The organism is Balneola sp., from assembly GCA_002694685.1.
Classification (GTDB): Bacteria; Bacteroidota; Rhodothermia; order Balneolales; family Balneolaceae; genus Gracilimonas.
On record NZMW01000010.1, the window covers coordinates 193,378 to 211,696 of the forward strand.

Here is an 18,319-nt window from a genome sequence, read left to right on the forward strand (position 1 = left end):
TTTAAATTGTTCTCTATCTATTATTCAGCATCAGAAATTGACCGATAGTATTCGGCAAACTTGTCAGATACATCTTCAGGAGAACCCTGGATTTTTTCTGGCTTGATACCTAACTCTTTGAATACGTCATCAAATTCGTCTTTCAGGTAGTTACCCGTCACAACATGATCACTGTATTTGAGGCCAAGCTTTAAAAGATCCACGCGTCCTTCTTCTGTAAGGTTGTCGATGTCGGTATCAGCTGGAAGTCCGAGAAGTTCTAACACACGCGCAGAATCAGAATCACCTTCGTTAATTGGGTGATGCAGGTTATACACGATTTGTGTGTTTTTGAAAATTTTCTCTTCCTTGTATTTAGTTCGCACTAAAAGAGGGATCAAACCAGCAGGCCAATCATGGCAGTGGATGATGTCCGGCTCCCAGCCGAGCTTAATAACTGTTTCCAGGACTCCTTTATTGTAGAAGGCAAGACGTTCGTCATTATCTTCGTAAAACTCGTCGGTATCTGGTTTTTTGAATAGGCCTTTTCTCTTGAAATAAGTGTCGTTATCGAGGAAATAAACCTGCAGCTTAGCATTGGGAATGCTGGCTACTTTAATTTTCATAGTCTCAACTTTATCTCCCACTTCAACTTCAATTCCTGAAAGGCGAATTACCTCATGAAGGCGATTTCGGCGATCATTGATTGAGCCATACTTGGGAAGCAGAATCCGAATTTCGAATCCTTTGTCTTGAAGTGATGCAGGCAAGAACCGAAGTAGGTCGGCTGTATAAGTCATGCGTGCGAAGGGGGAAATTTCTGCTGCAACGTAAAGAATTTTCATAAATATATGCTCTCAGTGATTACTCTTCGTTAGAGATTGTATTGTTGTCTTTCATGACTTTGTTTAAATCCTCATCGTCATCTAATGAGTAAAAATCTAGTAATGTGTCTCCTCTTAAGCCAAGCCGCAATGTTTCAACAGAAATTACATCTGCTGGTTGGATGTTACCCAGGTTTACATTGCTCCCAAACTTTCTGATGAACCAAACTTGTTGCTCTTTTTGCGGGGCTTCAAAAATCAATTTTCCTTGGGGAATTTGATCCGTTATTTCTTCAATGAGCCCAGAGCGCACTTCGCCATTTGGCCTGAACACTCCGACGGTTCCGCTTTCGCGGGCTTCACAAATCACCTTAACAGCGCCGGCGGTCAATTCCTTTTCAATGATGCGAACCCATTTGTAAGGAGGAATAATATCGTTAGGGTTTTTACTCCCTACTTCTGAGTAAACAGTAAAGTCTTGACTCAGCTCTTTGATAATAGCCTGCTTTCTGTCATCAGACAGCCAGATCGTTCCGTTTGAAACTTCTACATGCTTAATGCCATAATTATTCATCAACTCCACGTAAGCATCAAGCTGATCGCGAAGTACGTAAGCCTCAAAGAGCGTTCCTCCAAAATAAACCGGGATACCTGCGTCGTGGTAAACGGCAATTTTTTCTTCCAGCTTCTGGGTTACATATGAAGTTCCCCAGCCAAGCTTAACAACGTCAACATATTTTGAACTGGATTCTACAAAGTCTTCTGCTTGACGAACGCTGTACCCTTTGTCAAGAGCCATAGTAAGGCCTTCGTTTCGGGGTTTTTCTGTTCTTTTAGGTAAGTGATTAAGTGAAAACGCCATATAAGTATCTAATAAATAACTAAGCCTTAAATATACAAAAACACCGTCTGTATATGAAATCAGGCATTATAGATTAAGTATTGCTATTAATTTGTCGGTTACTCAGGTCTGCAAGGTGCTTAATTTGCTCTTCATCAACCTGCTCTAACATCTCAGTTGTGTATCTCCAAAGCCAATTGCCGGATGAGGTGCCCGGGACGTTCATTCGATGAGTGCCATCTAGTCCCATATAGTCTTGAAGTGGGAATATAGCCTGATCTGAAACCGAAATCATCCCTAAGCGGATAAACTCCCAATGCATTTTTTCGCCTGATGAACGGGTATATGTGCGAGCCCGATGTTGCTCGGTTTGGCCGGCTGTATTGTACCACCCAATAGTGGTGTCATTATCGTGAGTGCCGGAATAAACAACGCTGTTTTGAGAATAATTGTGCGGTAAAAAACTGTTTGTTGAGTCTGAGTCAAAGGCAAACTGTATGATTTTCATACCAGGAAAATTATAGTTATCCCGGAGCTTTTGAACTCCTTCAGTCATAAAGCCGAGGTCTTCAGCTATTATAGGTAGCTCGCCACATTTCTCTAAAATGGCATCAAAGAGTTTTTCGCCGGGGCCGTCTACCCACTTTCCTACTTCGGCTGTTTTTTGGTTTGCCTCCACTTCCCAGTAAGCATCAAAACCGCGGAAGTGATCAACCCGGATAGCATCACAAGCATTAAACATATGCTTAAAACGATCTACCCACCAAGAAAAGCCATCTTTTTCGAGCTCATCCCATTTGTATAAAGGGTTTCCCCAAAGCTGTCCGGTTTTACTAAAATAATCAGGTGGAACGCCGGCAACCAGTTGTCGATTTCCTTGCTCATCAACTTCGAAATATTTTGGGTTTGCCCAAACGTCAGCGCTGTTGTGATCTACAAAAATGGGAATGTCACCAACCACTCGAATGTTGCGATCGTTGGCATAATTTTTCAGGTCATTCCATTGATTATCAAACTCAAACTGCAACCAGTACTGCAGCTTTATTTCTTCACTGAATTTTTTGCGGTAGCTTTTAAGAGCTTTAGGCTTTCTTTGTGCCAGATCCGGATCCCAGGTATTCCAAGGTTGTTTATTATAGTGAAGGGAGCATGCCATGAATAGGACATAGTCATCTAGCCAATGCTCATTGCGTTTTTTAAAAGCTTCAAACGCCTTCTCTTCTTCTTTTGAAATGTTTTCATAAAAGCGATCTGCTGCAAGCTGATAAACGCGGTCCTTATTTTGAAAAGAGGAATCGTAATCAGCGGTGACTTTCGAAGGTAATTCTATGCTCTGAATTTCCTTTTCGGTAAGTAACCCTTTTTCATGAAGGATATCGGGGCTGATTAGGTATACGTTGCCCGCAAAAGCAGAATAACTTGCATAAGGGGAATTCCCGTATCCGGTCGGGGTAAGGGGCAATACTTGCCAAATAGTTTGATGTGTTCGTTGTAAAAAGTCGATGAATGTGCGGGCTTCATATCCAAAATCTCCCATTCCATATTTTCCGGGAAACGAGGTTGGATGAACTAAACAACCGCAAGAGCGTGGAAACCTCATGTATGTATTAACTCTTTGGTTTTAAAATTACGCCAGCCAAAGGCGGTATTGTTATTGAGATATGAGCATCTTGATTATGCCAATCTCCCCATTCGGCATGAATTTGAGTATCTCCGGCATTGCTGCCACCATAAAATTCAGAGTCACTGTTAACTAAAATTTCATATTCGCCAGCAGCCGGTACGCCTACCTTATATCCATAATGAACAGTAGGTGTAAAGTTAAGGATCACAACAACAAAATTTTCGGGATCTTTAGCTCTGCGAACAAATGAAATAATACAATTGTCGGCATCGCTGATATCAATCCATTCAAAACCGCGCCAGTCAAAATCAGCTTCATGTAAAGCCTTTTCTTTGGCGTTGATGCCATTCAGGTCTTTGACTAATAGCTTAAGTCCCTGATGCTTTTCCCATTCCAGGAGATGCCAATCTAAGGATCGGTCTTCACTCCACTCTGACCACTGCCCAAATTCACACCCCATAAAAAGCAGGTTTTTGCCTGGATGCGTGTACATATATAGGTATAAAAGCCGCAGGTTGGCAAACTTCTGCCAATCGTCGCCGGGCATTTTGGAAAGCATAGACTGCTTCATGTGCACCACTTCATCGTGAGAAAAAGGGAGCGTAAAGTGTTCAGAAAAAGCGTAAATCAAAGAAAAAGTAAGCTGGTCCTGATGATATTTTCTAAAAAGAGGATCTTTCTCAATATAGGTCAGGCTGTCATTCATCCAACCCATATTCCATTTAAAGTCAAAGCCAAGTCCGCCGGTTTCTGTTGGGCGAGATACTCCGCCCCAGGATGTAGATTCTTCAGCGAAGGTAATTACGCCTGGAAAATGGTGATGAACCGAGTCGTTAAATTTCCGAAGAAAGTCGATGGCTTCAATATTTTCCCGGCCACCATATTGATTCGGTACCCACTCTCCTTCTTCCCTTGAGTAATCCAGATAGAGCATAGAGGCAACAGCGTCTACACGAAGGCCGTCGATGTGAAACTTATCACACCAAAAAATAGCGTTTGAAATGAGGAAGTTCTGAACTTCAGTGCGGCCATAGTTAAAAATGCAGGTTCCCCAATCTTTGTGTTCGCCTTTGCGCGGGTCGGCATGTTCGAAAAGGCCGGTGCCATCAAAGCGGCGGAGGCCATGTTCATCTTTTGCAAAATGAGCAGGAACCCAGTCAACAAGTACTCCGATATCGGCCTGGTGGCATTTATCCACGAAGTACATAAAATCTTCAGGGGTGCCGAAGCGACTTGTGGGCGCATAATAGCCGGTAATTTGATAGCCCCAAGAAGGGTCATAAGGGTGCTCGGCAATAGGCAGTAACTCAACATGGGTGTAGCCAAGATCTTTGAGGTATGGCACCAACTGATCGGCTGTTTCGCGGTAATTTAAAAAGCCAGGGTCTTTGTCGGGGTTTCTTTTCCAAGAGCCTAAGTGCATCTCATAAATAGAAATGGGCTGATCGTAGGCTTGTTTATCCTGTCGTTTTTTCAACCATTCATCATCATTCCATGAATAGTTTTCGATATCAGTAACGATGGAGGCTGTACCCGGGCGCAATTCAGAATAGAAAGCAAAGGGGTCAGATTTTTTTAGAGGAGGATCTTGTACAGGAGATTTAATTTCAAACTTGTAGTAATCACCTTCTGTTACATGCGGAATGAAAATCTCCCAAATTCCCTGGTCATGAAATTTACGCATGCGATGTACGCGTCCGTCCCAGCTGTTGAATTCACCAATTACACTTACTCGTGTGGCGCAAGGAGCGGTTACTGCAAAATGAGTTCCATCGACACCATCAATGGTGCGCTGGTGGGCGCCCATAAATTCGTAAGCCTGATGATGGTTTCCTTCGCCCCAAAGCTGTAGGTCAAAATCACTAATCAGGGAATCAAATTGGTAGGCGTCGGACACGGTGAAAAGCTTCCCGTCGTGTGAAGTTACTTCCAGCTCATAGCTAAAGCGATTTTTTCTGCGTGCAAATACCCGTTCGAAAAGACCATCTTTAGATAGGCGGTCGAGTTCATATTTTTTCTTATCAATGATAACTGATACAGACTTAGCTTCAGGGCGGAAGGCGCGGAGGACTAATTTTGTCTTCCCATCAATTTCAACGTCATGAAGACCAAGTACAGAAAAGGGATCGCCATGCGAACCGTCTGATATGGCACCAATAATTTCTTTATTAAGCGTAGAACTCATTCCCGTTATTGAATTAGAAAGGGCGCTAAAGATACTAAAACTTTAACAAATCTCCGTCTTCATTTAAAGTGCTTTCAATTGCTTGATTCTATATTTTGGGGCATGAAGAATTCCGGATTTATTGCACGTCGCTACCTGTTTTCCCGAAAGCACATCTCGCTGATCTCTACGTTAACCTTTATTAGTATTACGGGTATAACCATTGGCACAGCTTTGTTAATCGTGGTTTTGTCTGTTTTTAATGGATTCTTTGATGTGATAAAAAGCTTCCTGCTTTCCTATGATCCGGATGTCAGAATTGAGGCCTCAGGTCAGGCAACCTTCGCACAAAATGAGGCGATTATGGAGCAAATCCGTTCGCTGCCGGAAGTCAAAGTTATTTCACCTTATGTAGAAGGAAAGGCTCTTTTGGCTATGGAAGGCGTTCAGAATGAGGTGGTTGATGTGAAAGGAATAGAGCGGAATTCTTTTTTCCAGCTGGTAGATATTGAAGAGAGCATAACAAGCGGAGTCTTTGATATCTCAGTACGCAACCGCACCCCGGGTATCATTGTGCATGACGAACTGAAAAACAGGCTGCGTTTGAATATTGACGATGACATTGCCTTATTAAGTGCGGCGGGAATGAAAAATGCGCTTACCCAAATTACCGTCCCTCAAACCTTCCGGTTTGATTTAAGGGGTTCTTATTTCTTACAGCAGGTAGCGGGCGGTCCAAAAGTATTCGTGGATATTGAAGCGGCAAAGAGGTTGTTCAAATCCAGGAATCAGATTTCTGGAATCGACCTTAAACTGTATGATAATGAAGATGCTGAGAACGTGAAGAAAGAGCTTTCTGGAATATTGGGAGGCGAGTTTAAAATTTCCAGCTGGTACGATTTACAAAAACCACTGTATGATGTGATGTACCTTGAAAAGTGGGGTTCTTTTGTGATACTGATATTAATAGTGATTGTAGCCGTGCTGAATATCATCGGTTCATTAACGATGATTGTGATCCAAAAGCAGCGGGATATTGGAATCCTGATGTCGATGGGATATAGTCAGGCCGGTATTAAATCAATATTCAGGAAGCAGGGACTTTATATTGGGTTAATTGGGTGTGGAATTGGAGGCGCTTTAGGATTGCTCTTAAGCTGGGCACAAATGAATTTTGGGCTGGTTAAACTCTCTTCTGCTTTTATAATTGATGCCTATCCGGTAATGATAAGTCCGGTTGATGTGATTATTATTCTGTCAGCGAGCTTAATGCTTTGTTTACTGGCAAGCTGGTATCCGGCACATCGCGCCTCTCAGGTTCAACCAGCTGATGCAGTTCGGTATGAGTAGGGGATTAGAAATGTTGAATTATAAATTATAAATTGGAGGGCAGGGTCTTTTCTTAAAGAGTTATCCCACATTCATAATTCAACATTTCTAATTTAAAATTTCCTACTCATTATATACATCAGGGAGGTCGTTTTCGTAGAGGATGATGTCTCCGCCACGGGCGTGTTTGCGCACCAGCTCGTTAGCTTCGAACAGGGTGTTTACGACTCTGACATTCATGGCGGTGCTGTCAAAGTTTTTGATGCCTTCTAAAATTGGCTTGGCTCTCTCCTCTCCCACTAAAACGACTAAGTCCAAATTTGCTTTGCCGATGGCCTCGCCAAATTTTTGATTTTCTTCTTCCTCAATTTCACCAAGCTCTACCATTCCCGGCGTTATTATAATTCGTTGCCCGGAGTTGAACTGACTCAGGATTTCCACCGCATTCTTTGCTCCCACCGGATTCGAATTGAAAGCGTCATCAATCACAAAAAGATCGCCCTGCTTTCTAAGCTCCAGCCGATGCTCGACCGGCTCGATCTTAGCTGCGGCAATCGCCATCGTTTTTAAACGGATGCCAAAGTGATGCGCCACGCCAACAGCCAGCAAAAGGTTTTGAGCATTATGAGCACCCAGCAATTGGGTGTTAAAACGCTCAGAATCTTGATCAACGGAAACATCAAATTCCATTCCTGATGTATCATAAGAGATATTTGATCCTATAATACTTCCATGATTTAATCCAACCAAAATTCGGGTGATCTCCTCTCGACCGGCGCCCATCTTTGCCACCCGCTCATCGTCCCCATTTAAAATAGCGACATCGCCGGCAGTCAAATTATCAACGAGCCTGCCTTTTTCGCGGGCAATGACATCTTGTGAGCCAAACGTCTCCAAATGAGCCACTCCTACATTTGTAACCACAGAAATATCCGGCTTTGCAATATCACAAAGTTCCTGAATGTTACCCTCGTATCGAGCGCCCATTTCAAGAATAAGGATTTGGTGGTGTGATTGGAGGTCGTTGTTAATAACTTTGCAAATACCCATTGGCGTATTGTAGCTGCCCGGAGTTGAACACACATTAAAGCGCTCTTTCAGCAAGTCACGAATCATAAACTTAGTGCTGGTTTTTCCATAGCTGCCGGTAATGGCAATCACTTTAAGATCCGGCATAGAAGCCAATTTTTTACGGGCCTGCTGCTTGAAACCATACTGGATGTAGAGTTCAATGGGTTTGGTGAGAAGTCCTGAAAGGAGCACAAAAAATGGGACAATCATGGTGCCGAACGCCCAGCCAAAAACCAGGATGGTTAGGTCATAATTTTGAAGTCCGGCAAAAAAGTTAGGCAAAGGAAGCTGAATAAAAGGAATCATTCCAGTAAAACCCAGATAAGTAAACAGTGCCGGAAAGAAAGCACTAAAAAGGACGAAAGGAATCATTAGCCGCATAACCCGAGCCGTATAAACGAGAGGCTTCTTCACCTTAGCCGGTTTATAGTTTGAGACAGAGCCAAACCAAAAATAACTGAACACAAAAAAGAAAATTGAAAGGGAAGAGTAAGTGAAGGTTTCTAAAAACCAATCACTGAAAAGAATAAAAATGAAGATAAAGACATTGAGGATGGCAATGTTTGCCGGGATAACTTTCTCATCCCAATGGCCTTTCATCCACTGCCAGAACTCATTGTTCTTATAGCCTACCTGCTGATAGGTGTGCACAAAAAAACGCATGCGATACCAGGTATGGCGCAACATAATGAGGCAAAAAAGGATAGCTCCAACATCGAGGAGAAGATGATACCAGTTCAATATATTTGGTTTAGTTTAATCTTACAGATGATATGTATTCACAAGGTTAAAAGGAGGTTAACAAAAGAAACCCTGCTCGAATTTGGTTGATAACCCTCCTATATTCACCGCCACTTAATAAAATTGTTTCAATCAACGCAGCCAAATATATGAAATTAATTATCCCAATGGCCGGACGAGGAACACGAGTTCGTCCACATTCGCACACCGTACCTAAACCCCTTTTACCCGTAGCGGGAACCATGATTGTAGAGCGCATTGTGGAGACCTTTAACCGCACGCTCGATCGTGATATCAGTGAAATTGTGTATATCCTCGGTCCTGATTTTGGGGAAGACATCAAGCAGCCATTGCGTGAAATGAGTAAGCGACATAATGCAGAAGCCATTTTTGAAGTGCAGGCCGAAGCGTTAGGGACGGCACATGCAGTAGCTTGTGCGAGTGATCACCTAGACGGTGAGGTCATTATTGCTTTTGCGGACACCATTTTTGACAGTGAAGAACCTTTTGAATTAGGCGATGCCGATAGCGTTATCTGGTTGAAGAAAGTGGAAGATCCATCCCGCTTTGGAGTGGCTGTTTATGAAGGTGACACCATCACCGGTTTTGTAGAGAAGCCAAAAGAATTTATTTCAGACTTAGCCATTATCGGGGTGTACTACTTCAAGAGCGGTAATGCCCTGAAGGAGAAAATTGAGAAAGTTATTAATGATGATATGAGAGGTCCGGGTGGAGAATACTTCCTGACTGCGGCTTTAGATATGATGATTAAAGAAGGCAAAGTTTTCAAAACGGCAACCGTTGACGAATGGCTGGATTGCGGAACCCTTCTCGCGTGGCTGGAAACTACCGGACTCATCACCGAGAAAGAATTTGATGGAGTTGACGAGAGCAAATATCCGGGATCAACTATTATTCCGCCCGTATTTATTGGCGAAGGTGTAGTAATTGAGAACAGTACAGTAGGCCCTAAAGTCAGCATTGAGGCCAAAACAGTGATCAAGAACTCAAAAGTTGAAAACACTATCATTCGTGACAATGCTACTTTAGAGGATGTGGAAACTGAAGGATCAACTATTGGAGCGCACACCCATCTTAAAAGCGTGAAAGGTAAAGTGGATGTAGGAGATCATAGTGTGTTGGATATGGGGTGAGGGTGTAAGTGCTAAATCCCATATTTCAATGACCAATGACCAATGACCATGGTATACATACCATTCATTCATTATTCGAGCATTGGTTGACCCGGTGCTCATTGCTTTAATAATCATACTTAGGTTTCTCATTCCATTCGAAATGACAACGAGGTTGTTCATTAGAGGTCAGTTCTATAACTACCACTAAGGATTATTCTATTTTATTTGTCATCCCGACAGTAAAATGAACGGAAGGTTTAGCTGTTTTCTTCGAGGGATCTGTAGATCTTACATCAATTTAGGAAGGTAGTCTCAGGTTTAGTCTATATCCTCGTCCCGTAGCTCAGCTGTGGAGTGCCAAGTGGAGGCTCTGCCTCAACCAAGGCCACCTTCCCATAGATCTTTTCAACTTAATCGGGTTTTGGTAACAGAAAAAATGTGCCTAACAAAGTATTTCAAATCGAACACGGACGGGGTTGGATGAAACTTGATTGCCAGGAATTAATTTTGCTACTTCAAGAAAATCATAATTCGCGCGCCGATTAAACACTGGGCCGTTATAAAATTTAATCCGTAGTTACCTTTCTTTTGTGATAGAGCCATCCTGCCAACGAGATAAAAAACCAGAATAGCCCGTAAAACATAGGTACTAAAAGAATATAAAATCCTCCCATCACAATTGAAGGCTGCTTATCGCCAGCTGATTTTATAGTATCAAGCATTTGAAAAGTTTCGATTGGAAATACAAGAAGTCCAACAATAAGAGCAAAAAGTCCGGTCCCTAAAATGTAACTTCTATCTTTTCGAGTCTGTTGAGTTGAAGTACTTTTGATTGTCTTATAAAGGCCTAAGAAGCCAGAAAAAGTTATTACGACCATGAAGATTGGAAATTTTTCAACAAACGCATCTATAAAATATTCAAACCACATAGCTCATTTTTTAACTTCGATTTTCAGCTCTGGCAATATTATAATGGTTTCTAGCTGCATTGGAATAGGTTTTCGATGAATAACAGCTAAAATGCGATAAACAGTTGCTGTTTGTTCGCCATCACATTTGAAAAACAATAGTAGTACGACGTACTTTGTTAAAAACTAAGAAATGATAGCTTTTGAAACGACGACAATTTCTAATTCATAGCGCCTATTGGGTGACAGCTTTCCTCTCTTTCACCCTACTGTACTCTTACATTGGTTCAATGAAACAAGGGGTTGTTTATGCCAGTTTTAGTCTGCCGATGATTATTGGAGTAACCTATTTCTTAATTTACTGGGCGGTTCCTAACCTGCTTTTTGAAGAAAAGTATCTATTATTTTTTCTGTTAACTGTTACCGTCTTTCTGGGAGTTTTAAATATTCAGATAGTTTGTGTCTTAATGCAACGCATTTTCTTAGCCTTGAATGCTGTAGCAGGAGTAGACTTTGTACTCTGGGATACGTTCTATTTAATGATTACCACAATTCTATTTTCTCTTCCTGCAATTACTTATGAAACGTTGCGTAATTGGTCGATGAAACAAAAAGAAGTAATCCAACTTCGGCAAGATGAAACAGAAGAACTACTTGAGGTGAAAAGTGATGGCAAAACTCACCGAATCGCATGCAACAAGATTTATTTCATCGAAAGTTTTGGAGACTATGTCCACATTCATTTGGCAAATAAAAAAATAGTTACCCGCATGACGCTCAAAAAGTTAAATAAAGAATTAACCAATTTTGTGCGAGTCCATCGTTCCTATATCGTAAATCCTGTTTTTTGCAGAGCGTTTAATTTGGATGAGATCATTGTAAAAGAAAAGGAGATCCCCGTTGGTAGAACTTATAAAAAGGATGTTTCAGAAGCCTTTGATCTAAATAGGATGGCCACCTAACAAGGTGTTTTAAATCTGGCGCGGACGAGCTGCGATGGAAACTTGTTTGCCAGAAATTAATTCGCTACTTCAACCAAATCATAATCCATGCACCAGTTATACGCTGGGTCGTCAGCCAACCCAGTCCTCCATTGGTTCTCAAAACACATTCCAGTATATTATAAGTACTTTAAAAAACTTTTAATGTACTGATATGAATATTTCTATTACCAACGATATCGAACCCCTCTCTGAGTTTAGAAAGAACTCTGCTGATTTTGTGAAACGCTTAAAAAGGGAAAAGCAACCTATCGTACTTACTCAACATGGGAAGAGTGCTGCGGTTTTAATGGATGTATCAGAATATGAACGGGTCACTAAAAAAATGGAAATGCTGGAAGATTTACTGGAAGCCAAGCAACAGGTGGAACAAGGCAAGACCTATTCTGTAGATGAAGCAAAAAATAGAATCGAAAGTCATCTTTCTAAATGGAAGTAATTTTAACCGATCGATTTTTAACAAGGATTGAAGGGTGTACAGATTATATTGCTTTAGATCATATCCCTACGGCTATCCAATGGGCCGAAGGTATTTTTGAGTATTGTGAGCAACTGAGAACACAGCCCGATAGTGGAAGAATGGTTCCGGAGTTTAATCGACCAGAGATAAAGGAACTAATCCATGGTAATTATCGCCTGGTGTACGAGTTAAAACCAAATCGGGTAGACATGCTCACCATCTGGCATACAAGTCAAGTATTACCTAAAAAAGCATATTAACAAGCTTTTTAGATTGGGCGCGGACGAACTGTGATGGAAACTTGTTTCTAAGAATTTAATTTCGCTACATGTAAGAAGTCATTATCCCCGCGTCGAATAAACGCTGGGTTGTTAGCTCGCAACTATAACCAACTAATATAACCCATGGACAAAACGAAAAAGTATTCTATTGGTCTCGCTATTAGTTTAATTTTCTTTTTTACACTTGGAAATGTCCTTAGTAGTGTGCCAAATACATTAAGTACTTTTCCAGATCTCCTTTCCATGGTGCCTATTCCAGTTCTGCTTTATTTCTTTTTAAAGAATTCAGGTAAATCAGTCGAAAGAATAAGCGTCAAAGATGGGATTTTTTTAGGAAAGGAGGTTGTCAAAAATGCAGCATTTATATTTGCCATTTTCACCTTCATATATAGTTTATTCTATTATAATGGTTCTCCATTGGTAATGGCCACAGTTTCTTTCGTAATGGCATTAGTCGGCACTTGGGTTGTCAGTATTATATCTATTGCAATCTGTTCGTGGCTTATCCGAACAGGCTACGCATAAATTAAAGCATGCCCCTCTAGTTAATGATAATAGATAAAGAAACTCCCATGGAGTTCGTTACATTAGTTCGGTTGCCAGAATTGCTTGCTTCAAAATATCACCGCTCAACTAACTAAAGAAGTGAAGTATTCAGGGATCTCGGTTTCGAAAGTCATTCTCTCTTTTGTAACCGGGTGGTTTATTGAAAGTGTTGCGGCATGAAGGCAGAGTCGCTTAATCCCTTTTTCTTTCTTTCCGTACATTTTATCGCCCACAACGGGATGTCCGGTTTCGGCAAAATGGACACGAATTTGGTTTTTACGACCTGTTAAAAGGTTCACCTCTATCAAACTGTACTCATCTGATTCCTTTAAAACGTTGTATTCCGTTTTTGAAAGTTTTCCGTCTTCTGAATCTTTTCCCACGGAATATACCCGATGAATCGAATTCTGAGCAAGGTAGGAGCTTAATATCCCTTCCTTTTTTCTAAGGTGGCCATTTATAACCGTGTAATAGGTCTTGGTGGCTTTCTTCCAATTATCCTGAAGGAATTTTCTGGATTGCTCGCTTTTAGCCAGAACCAGAATCCCCGAGGTGTCTTTGTCGAGTCGGTGTACTATAAAGACTCTCTTTCTGGATTTTGGATTCCCTTTTCGAACATAGTCGCCAAGCAAAAATTCAACGGTATTATCCTTTTCTTTGTCGTTGGGAACAGTAAGCAAGCCATGTGTTTTTTCTATGACTATGATGTCATAATCTTCATACAAAATGGTAATGCCTTTGGGGTGATACCTTTTCGGGGATCCTTTAAATTTTTTTCTCTTTTCTTTCATGTTTAAGGGTAGCAAATTTTGAGATGGGAAAAAGTTCTAACCACTGAATAATTTACTACTAAACAGCTTGCCGGTTAAAGGCGGTGTGTTTAGGTTGTTGAGGTAGCAAAGTTTTCACAACCAGGTGACGGAAGCCACTCATAGTATCTTTGCAGTAGGAGCCTCCCCTAACAAGCGTTTACATCCTTTTTTGAACGCTGATCACTGCTTACAAGTTGATGTTATCAAGTTATTAAACGATAACAACAAGTTTATATCAGCCTTTTAGAAATATGGGATGGAAAAAGACATTAATTATTTCTGTAGGAATATTGATTGGAGCAGCAGCTCTAATTGCACTAATTTTTTCTACAGAACCTGAAGCTTCGCGATCCGGAGCGACTAAACAAACAGCCATGCTGGTGAATGTGGTAGAAGTGGAACAGGGTGACTTCATACCTTCTATTACAGCTACCGGCACCGTAATTCCGTCGCAAGATATCGTTCTGGGTTCGCGGGTGAGCGGGGAAATATTAAGCTTATCAGAAAAGTTCTCGCCCGGAAGCTATGTTAGAAAGGGTGAAGTCCTGCTAAGCATTGATCCTTCTGATTATGAGAATAATCTTCAGCAAGCTAAAAGTGAATTAAGTCAGGCTCAGGCAGATTTAAAGCTGGAGATGGGTCTTCAGCAGGCAGCCAAAAGAGAATATGAGCTTTTAGATGATACCCTCGCTCCCGAAAATAAAGCATTGGTTTTACGAGAGCCTCAGCTTGAAACTGCAAAAGCTCAGGTAGAAGCAGCTGAATCATCCTACAAACAAGCTGAATTGGACTTGCAGCGAACTACAATTAAAGCTCCTTTCGATGCCTACATATTAAATCGGAATGTAAATATCGGTTCTTTGGTAAGTCCGGGACAAGATTTAGGAAGGTTGGTTGGGGTCGATCATTATTGGGTTGAAACAACGGTTCCCATATCAAAGCTACGGTGGCTATCATTTGATGAGAACAGCACCGGATCGGATGTAATAATCAGAAACCGAACTGCTTGGGATGAAGATGAATCCAGAACCGGAACGCTTTATCGGCAATTAGGCTCCTTAGAAAATCAAACCCGGATGGCTCGAGTTTTAGTTGAAGTTGCTGATCCAATTTCAATTCAGAATCAAAATGCTGATAAGCCGAAGCTGATTATTGGCTCATTTGTAGAAACGAATATTCAAACCAAGCCACTGGAGAATGTGGTTAGGCTAAATCGAGACTACCTCAGGTCTGATGAAACCGCGTGGGTAAAACAGGGAGATTCATTAAGCATCAGAAATCTGGAAATTGAATTTCAGGATGCGGTATATGCTTATATCACCGCTGGACTCGAAGGTGGCGAAGAAGTTATCACCACAAACTTGAGTTCGGTGACAGAAGGAGCTGCTTTACGACTGGAGAACTCATCAAATAGTGGTAGTGAATAATGAGTGATTCAAGCCAAAATACAGAGGGATTATTTTCGGGTATAATCGAATATATGGCGAAAAAGCCTATCGCCGCCAATTTGCTGATGATCATTTTATTGGGAGGCGGAATTTGGACAATGTTCAATATTCAGAAGGAAGTCTTTCCCCAGTATGCGCTGGATATTGTGGAAGTCAGTGTGGTTTATCCCGGAGCAGCTCCCGCTGAAGTTGAGCAGGGTATTTTGCGTCCTGTTGAAGAAGCAATCCGTGGCGTGCAGGGGATTAAAGAAATTACCTCTACAGCTGAGGAAGGTTCAGGAAATATCTCTATAGAATTGGTTACTGGTGCTGAGCGGATGAAAACGTTTCAGGATATTGATCAGGCTGTAAACCGAATTAACACCTTCCCTGACGACATTGAGGAACCCCAAGTTCGCCTTCAATCTAATCAGCGAGAAGTGATAGAAATAGGGCTTTATGGAGAAGCCGACATCTGGACCTTGCGTAAACTGGCAGAACAGCTGCGGGACCAACTATTGAGTACAGAGGGAATTACACAGGTAGAACTCGGCAACGTCCCTGATTATGTAACGCACATTGAGATTCCCCGCCAAAAATTGCTAGAGTATAACCTGACGCTGGGACAAATAGCAGATATTGTGGCTCAGTCAAGTATTGATGTTCCGGCCGGCGCAGTAGAAACGACGGGCGGTGAAATTCTGCTTCGCATGCAAGACCGTAAGCAATGGGCAGATGAATTTAGCCAGATTGAAATCATTTCATCAGCTGAAGGTGGCACGGTAACGCTGGGGGAACTTGCACAAATCCGAGATGGATTTGAGGAAATTGGCTTACCTTCTCAATTCAATAGAAATACGTCGATTGAAATACAGGTTTATAGAATTGGAAATCAGTCGCCACTGGATATAGAAGAAAAAGTATTGGGTGTTATCGAAGAAGCCAAAGCCGGATTTCCTCCGGGAGTTGACTACAGAATAGATGGAAATACCGCCCAGGATTATAGAGAGCGACTGGGGCTTTTAACAGAAAATGGCTTGCTCGCGATAGTGATTGTACTGGTAATTTTGGCACTGTTTCTGGAATATCGCCTGGCTTTTTGGGTGATGATGGGGATGACCATTTCTTTTGTAGGGGCCATTCTATTCCTTCCGCTCATCGGCCTGAGTATTAATATGATTTCAATGTTTGGATTCCTTGTTGTTCTCGGGATTGTCGTGGATGACGCCATCGTAGTTGGTGAAAACGTGTATGAGTATCGTCAAAGGGGAATGAGTAACATCGAGGCAGCCATTGCCGGTGCAAAAGATGTGAGTAAACCTGTTACCTTCAGCATAATAACGAATGTTATAGCCTTTGTGCCGCTGCTTTTCATTCCGGGGGTAACAGGTAAGTATTGGTGGCCTCTGCCCGCTGTAGTGATTGTGGTTTTACTTGTTTCACTATTCGAAGCGTTGTTCATTCTTCCTGCGCATCTGGGTCACAGTCCAAAGAAGAATCCATTTCAGATGACTAAAAAGCTGGAAGGCTGGCAACAGGCATTTTCCAAGAAATTTCAGCATTTCATTGATGCCTACTATCGTCAATTTTTAGACAGCTGCCTTCGAAACCGGTATATTTCATTAAGCACAGCTATTGCATTGCTACTCGTGATTGGCGGCTATGGATATAGTGATCACATGGGGATGGTGCTGATGCCGGAACAGCCCGCTGATGAGATTGAAGCAGGTGTTGGTCTTCCGGTAGGAACGACAAATGAACAAGCCGCTTTGGTAGCCGAGGATGTGACGAATGCCACTTACAGGATGTTCGAGGAGTATAATCTTTTTGAAGAAGCTGAGGGAATTAAAACCAATGTTCGGGGGCAGAGTTTCATTGACGTTGAAATTGTGATGAAACCTCCGGCAGAAAGAAGTATGAGTACGCAGGAAGTTATCGAGCTTTGGCGAGATAACATCGGGGATATTCCGGGTGTCGATCAAATTAACTTTGAGGCTGAAGCAGGTCCGGGTGGATATCTTCCGGATATCAGCGTTGATTTGAGTCATTCGGATATCGATGTACTGGAAGCTGCAAGCCAGGCTTTTGTTGAGCGGGTTGAGTCATTTGATGCTACCCGAGACGTAGGGGATAACTATAATCGAGGCAAAAAGCAGTATGACTTTAAGTTGTTGCCTGAGGGTCGAAAGCTTGGTCTAACTTCCGCTGAAGTCGGTGAGCAGGTTCGGAATGCATTTTTCGGGGCTTTGGCGAAGAGACAGCTTCGCGGAACCAATGAAGTTGAGGTTCGGGTTAAACTTCCTCTCGAAGAACGAAGAGATATTTATAATCTGGAAGAGCTGGTAATTCAGACAGACGACGGTACAGAAGTACCCCTTATGGATGTGGTTGAGCTTAAGAAGGGAGAAGCCTTTACCAGCATCAACCGCCGAGATGGCCGGCGCGTAGTGTCGGTAAGCATGGATGCGGAACCCTCTAATGCTGTGGGCCGGGTTTTAGAATCCATTCAGGCCGAAGTACTGCCAGAGCTTAGGCAGGAATTTCCGGGAATCACCTGGAGTTTTGAAGGAAGTCAGGCAGAAATGCGGGAATCTACTCAAGCACTATGGGGTGGATTTGCTTTGGCTTTAATGATTATTTACGCTCTGCTTGCTATTGCTTTTAACAGCTATGCACAGCCTCTCATTGTAATGGGTGCCATCCCATTTGGGATTGTAGGAGCCGTAATTGGCCATATTTTATTGGGATATGACTTGTCGCTGGTAAGCTTAATGGGAGTGATTGCACTTTCGGGAGTAGTACTGAACGACTCTCTGATTATGATTGATTTTGCCAATAAAAAACGCAAAGATCACTCAGCCTTTGATGCTATTCATGAGGCGGGGCTAAGAAGGTTTCGACCCATTCTCCTAACCACATTAACGACCTTTGGGGGATTGACACCCATCATTCTTGAGACCTCGATTCAGGCAACTCAACTCATTCCGATGGCTATTTCTTTAGGATTCGGAATTGTTTTTGCCACAGCAATCATCCTTGTTCTAGTGCCCTGCCTCTATATGATATTGGAGGATGTAATTCTAGTATTTAAGAAGGAAATACTGGTTAGTAGTGAGCCACAGGTTGCGGGAGAGTAATAAACTTAAAGTCTTTCTCAGATACTAAATCAAGTTCA

The 18,319-nt window shown here is 42.1% G+C and carries 15 protein-coding genes; 8 read left to right on the forward strand and 7 right to left on the reverse strand.

From position 1 onward, the window contains the following. Window positions 1-20: 20 nt before the first annotated feature. From CL667_10470 to CL667_10485, 4 genes are all read right to left on the reverse strand, one after another. Window positions 21-824, reverse strand: a complete 804-nt coding sequence (locus CL667_10470) for a hypothetical protein (protein MAL18125.1) — start codon at window positions 822-824, stop codon at window positions 21-23. Between the two features lie 19 nt (window positions 825-843). Then, the gene (locus CL667_10475; GenBank protein ID MAL18126.1) at window positions 844-1,665 is read right to left on the reverse strand and encodes a phosphosulfolactate synthase; all 822 of its coding nucleotides are present in this window, start codon (window positions 1,663-1,665) and stop codon (window positions 844-846) included. 73 nt (window positions 1,666-1,738) lie between these two features. Continuing rightward, entirely contained in the window at window positions 1,739-3,244 is a 1,506-nt protein-coding gene (gene malQ / locus CL667_10480; protein ID MAL18127.1) for a 4-alpha-glucanotransferase, read from the reverse strand. A gap of 7 nt (window positions 3,245-3,251) precedes the next feature. Beyond that, window positions 3,252-5,453 carry a 1,4-alpha-glucan branching enzyme gene (locus CL667_10485; protein MAL18128.1) on the reverse strand — a complete coding sequence of 734 codons (2,202 nt, stop codon included), beginning with the start codon at window positions 5,451-5,453 and terminating at the stop codon, window positions 3,252-3,254. A gap of 102 nt (window positions 5,454-5,555) precedes the next feature. Between CL667_10485 and CL667_10490 the strand changes: the two genes are divergently transcribed. Next, window positions 5,556-6,782, forward strand: coding sequence for a hypothetical protein (locus CL667_10490; protein MAL18129.1), 1,227 nt, complete (start codon window positions 5,556-5,558; stop codon window positions 6,780-6,782). Between the two features lie 102 nt (window positions 6,783-6,884). Here CL667_10490 and CL667_10495 read toward each other — a convergent pair whose 3' ends face one another. After that, on the reverse strand, window positions 6,885-8,573 hold the full coding sequence (locus CL667_10495) for a hypothetical protein (GenBank protein ID MAL18130.1): 1,689 nt from the start codon (window positions 8,571-8,573) through the stop codon (window positions 6,885-6,887). 149 nt (window positions 8,574-8,722) lie between these two features. Here CL667_10495 and CL667_10500 point away from each other — a divergent pair, with 149 nt between their 5' ends. Beyond that, entirely contained in the window at window positions 8,723-9,727 is a 1,005-nt protein-coding gene (locus tag CL667_10500; GenBank protein MAL18131.1) for a glucose-1-phosphate thymidylyltransferase, read from the forward strand. Window positions 9,728-10,275: 548 nt separating this feature from the next. Here CL667_10500 and CL667_10505 read toward each other — a convergent pair. After that, window positions 10,276-10,638 carry a hypothetical protein gene (locus CL667_10505; protein ID MAL18132.1) on the reverse strand — a complete coding sequence of 121 codons (363 nt, stop codon included), beginning with the start codon at window positions 10,636-10,638 and terminating at the stop codon, window positions 10,276-10,278. 221 nt (window positions 10,639-10,859) lie between these two features. On the opposite strand from CL667_10505, the gene CL667_10510 reads away from it, so the two are divergent. The 4 genes from CL667_10510 to CL667_10525 all read left to right on the forward strand — a co-directional run bounded on the left by CL667_10510 (window position 10,860) and on the right by CL667_10525 (window position 12,884). Continuing rightward, window positions 10,860-11,579 (forward strand): hypothetical protein, encoded by a 720-nt coding sequence (locus tag CL667_10510; GenBank protein MAL18133.1) that lies wholly within the window; start codon window positions 10,860-10,862, stop codon window positions 11,577-11,579. Window positions 11,580-11,772: 193 nt separating this feature from the next. Beyond that, on the forward strand, window positions 11,773-12,057 hold the full coding sequence (locus CL667_10515; GenBank protein MAL18134.1) for a prevent-host-death family protein: 285 nt from the start codon (window positions 11,773-11,775) through the stop codon (window positions 12,055-12,057). Then, on the forward strand, window positions 12,048-12,338 hold the full coding sequence (locus tag CL667_10520) for a plasmid stabilization protein (GenBank protein MAL18135.1): 291 nt from the start codon (window positions 12,048-12,050) through the stop codon (window positions 12,336-12,338). The genes CL667_10515 and CL667_10520 overlap by 10 nt, the downstream gene beginning before the upstream one ends. Window positions 12,339-12,482: 144 nt before the next feature. Then, on the forward strand, window positions 12,483-12,884 hold the full coding sequence (locus CL667_10525) for a hypothetical protein (GenBank protein ID MAL18136.1): 402 nt from the start codon (window positions 12,483-12,485) through the stop codon (window positions 12,882-12,884). A gap of 104 nt (window positions 12,885-12,988) precedes the next feature. On the opposite strand, the gene CL667_10530 is transcribed toward CL667_10525, so the two are convergent. Continuing rightward, complete coding sequence (locus CL667_10530; GenBank protein MAL18137.1) at window positions 12,989-13,696, reverse strand: RNA pseudouridine synthase; 708 nt, start codon at window positions 13,694-13,696, stop codon at window positions 12,989-12,991. A 272-nt stretch (window positions 13,697-13,968) separates the two neighbouring features. Here CL667_10530 and CL667_10535 point away from each other — a divergent pair, with 272 nt between their 5' ends. Together CL667_10535 and CL667_10540 are read left to right on the forward strand one after the other, a co-directional pair. Further along, a complete protein-coding gene (locus tag CL667_10535) occupies window positions 13,969-15,144 on the forward strand; it encodes an efflux transporter periplasmic adaptor subunit (GenBank protein MAL18138.1) in 1,176 nt (391 codons plus the stop codon). Beyond that, window positions 15,144-18,281 (forward strand): multidrug transporter, encoded by a 3,138-nt coding sequence (locus tag CL667_10540; protein MAL18139.1) that lies wholly within the window; start codon window positions 15,144-15,146, stop codon window positions 18,279-18,281. Before CL667_10535 ends, CL667_10540 begins: the two co-directional genes overlap by 1 nt. The last annotated feature ends 38 nt before the right edge of the window (window positions 18,282-18,319 follow it).

Coding starts and splice junctions, on each gene's coding strand:
- CL667_10490 (MAL18129.1), top strand. CDS start 5,556: ATGAAGAATTCCGGATTTATTGCACGTCGCTACCTGTTTTCCCGAAAG.
- CL667_10470 (MAL18125.1), bottom strand. CDS start 824: ATGAAAATTCTTTACGTTGCAGCAGAAATTTCCCCCTTCGCACGCATG.
- malQ (MAL18127.1), bottom strand. CDS start 3,244: ATGAGGTTTCCACGCTCTTGCGGTTGTTTAGTTCATCCAACCTCGTTT.
- CL667_10535 (MAL18138.1), top strand. CDS start 13,969: ATGGGATGGAAAAAGACATTAATTATTTCTGTAGGAATATTGATTGGA.
- CL667_10520 (MAL18135.1), top strand. CDS start 12,048: ATGGAAGTAATTTTAACCGATCGATTTTTAACAAGGATTGAAGGGTGT.
- CL667_10540 (MAL18139.1), top strand. CDS start 15,144: ATGAGTGATTCAAGCCAAAATACAGAGGGATTATTTTCGGGTATAATC.
- CL667_10500 (MAL18131.1), top strand. CDS start 8,723: ATGAAATTAATTATCCCAATGGCCGGACGAGGAACACGAGTTCGTCCA.
- CL667_10530 (MAL18137.1), bottom strand. CDS start 13,696: ATGAAAGAAAAGAGAAAAAAATTTAAAGGATCCCCGAAAAGGTATCAC.
- CL667_10525 (MAL18136.1), top strand. CDS start 12,483: ATGGACAAAACGAAAAAGTATTCTATTGGTCTCGCTATTAGTTTAATT.
- CL667_10485 (MAL18128.1), bottom strand. CDS start 5,453: ATGAGTTCTACGCTTAATAAAGAAATTATTGGTGCCATATCAGACGGT.
- CL667_10475 (MAL18126.1), bottom strand. CDS start 1,665: ATGGCGTTTTCACTTAATCACTTACCTAAAAGAACAGAAAAACCCCGA.
- CL667_10515 (MAL18134.1), top strand. CDS start 11,773: ATGAATATTTCTATTACCAACGATATCGAACCCCTCTCTGAGTTTAGA.
- CL667_10505 (MAL18132.1), bottom strand. CDS start 10,638: ATGTGGTTTGAATATTTTATAGATGCGTTTGTTGAAAAATTTCCAATC.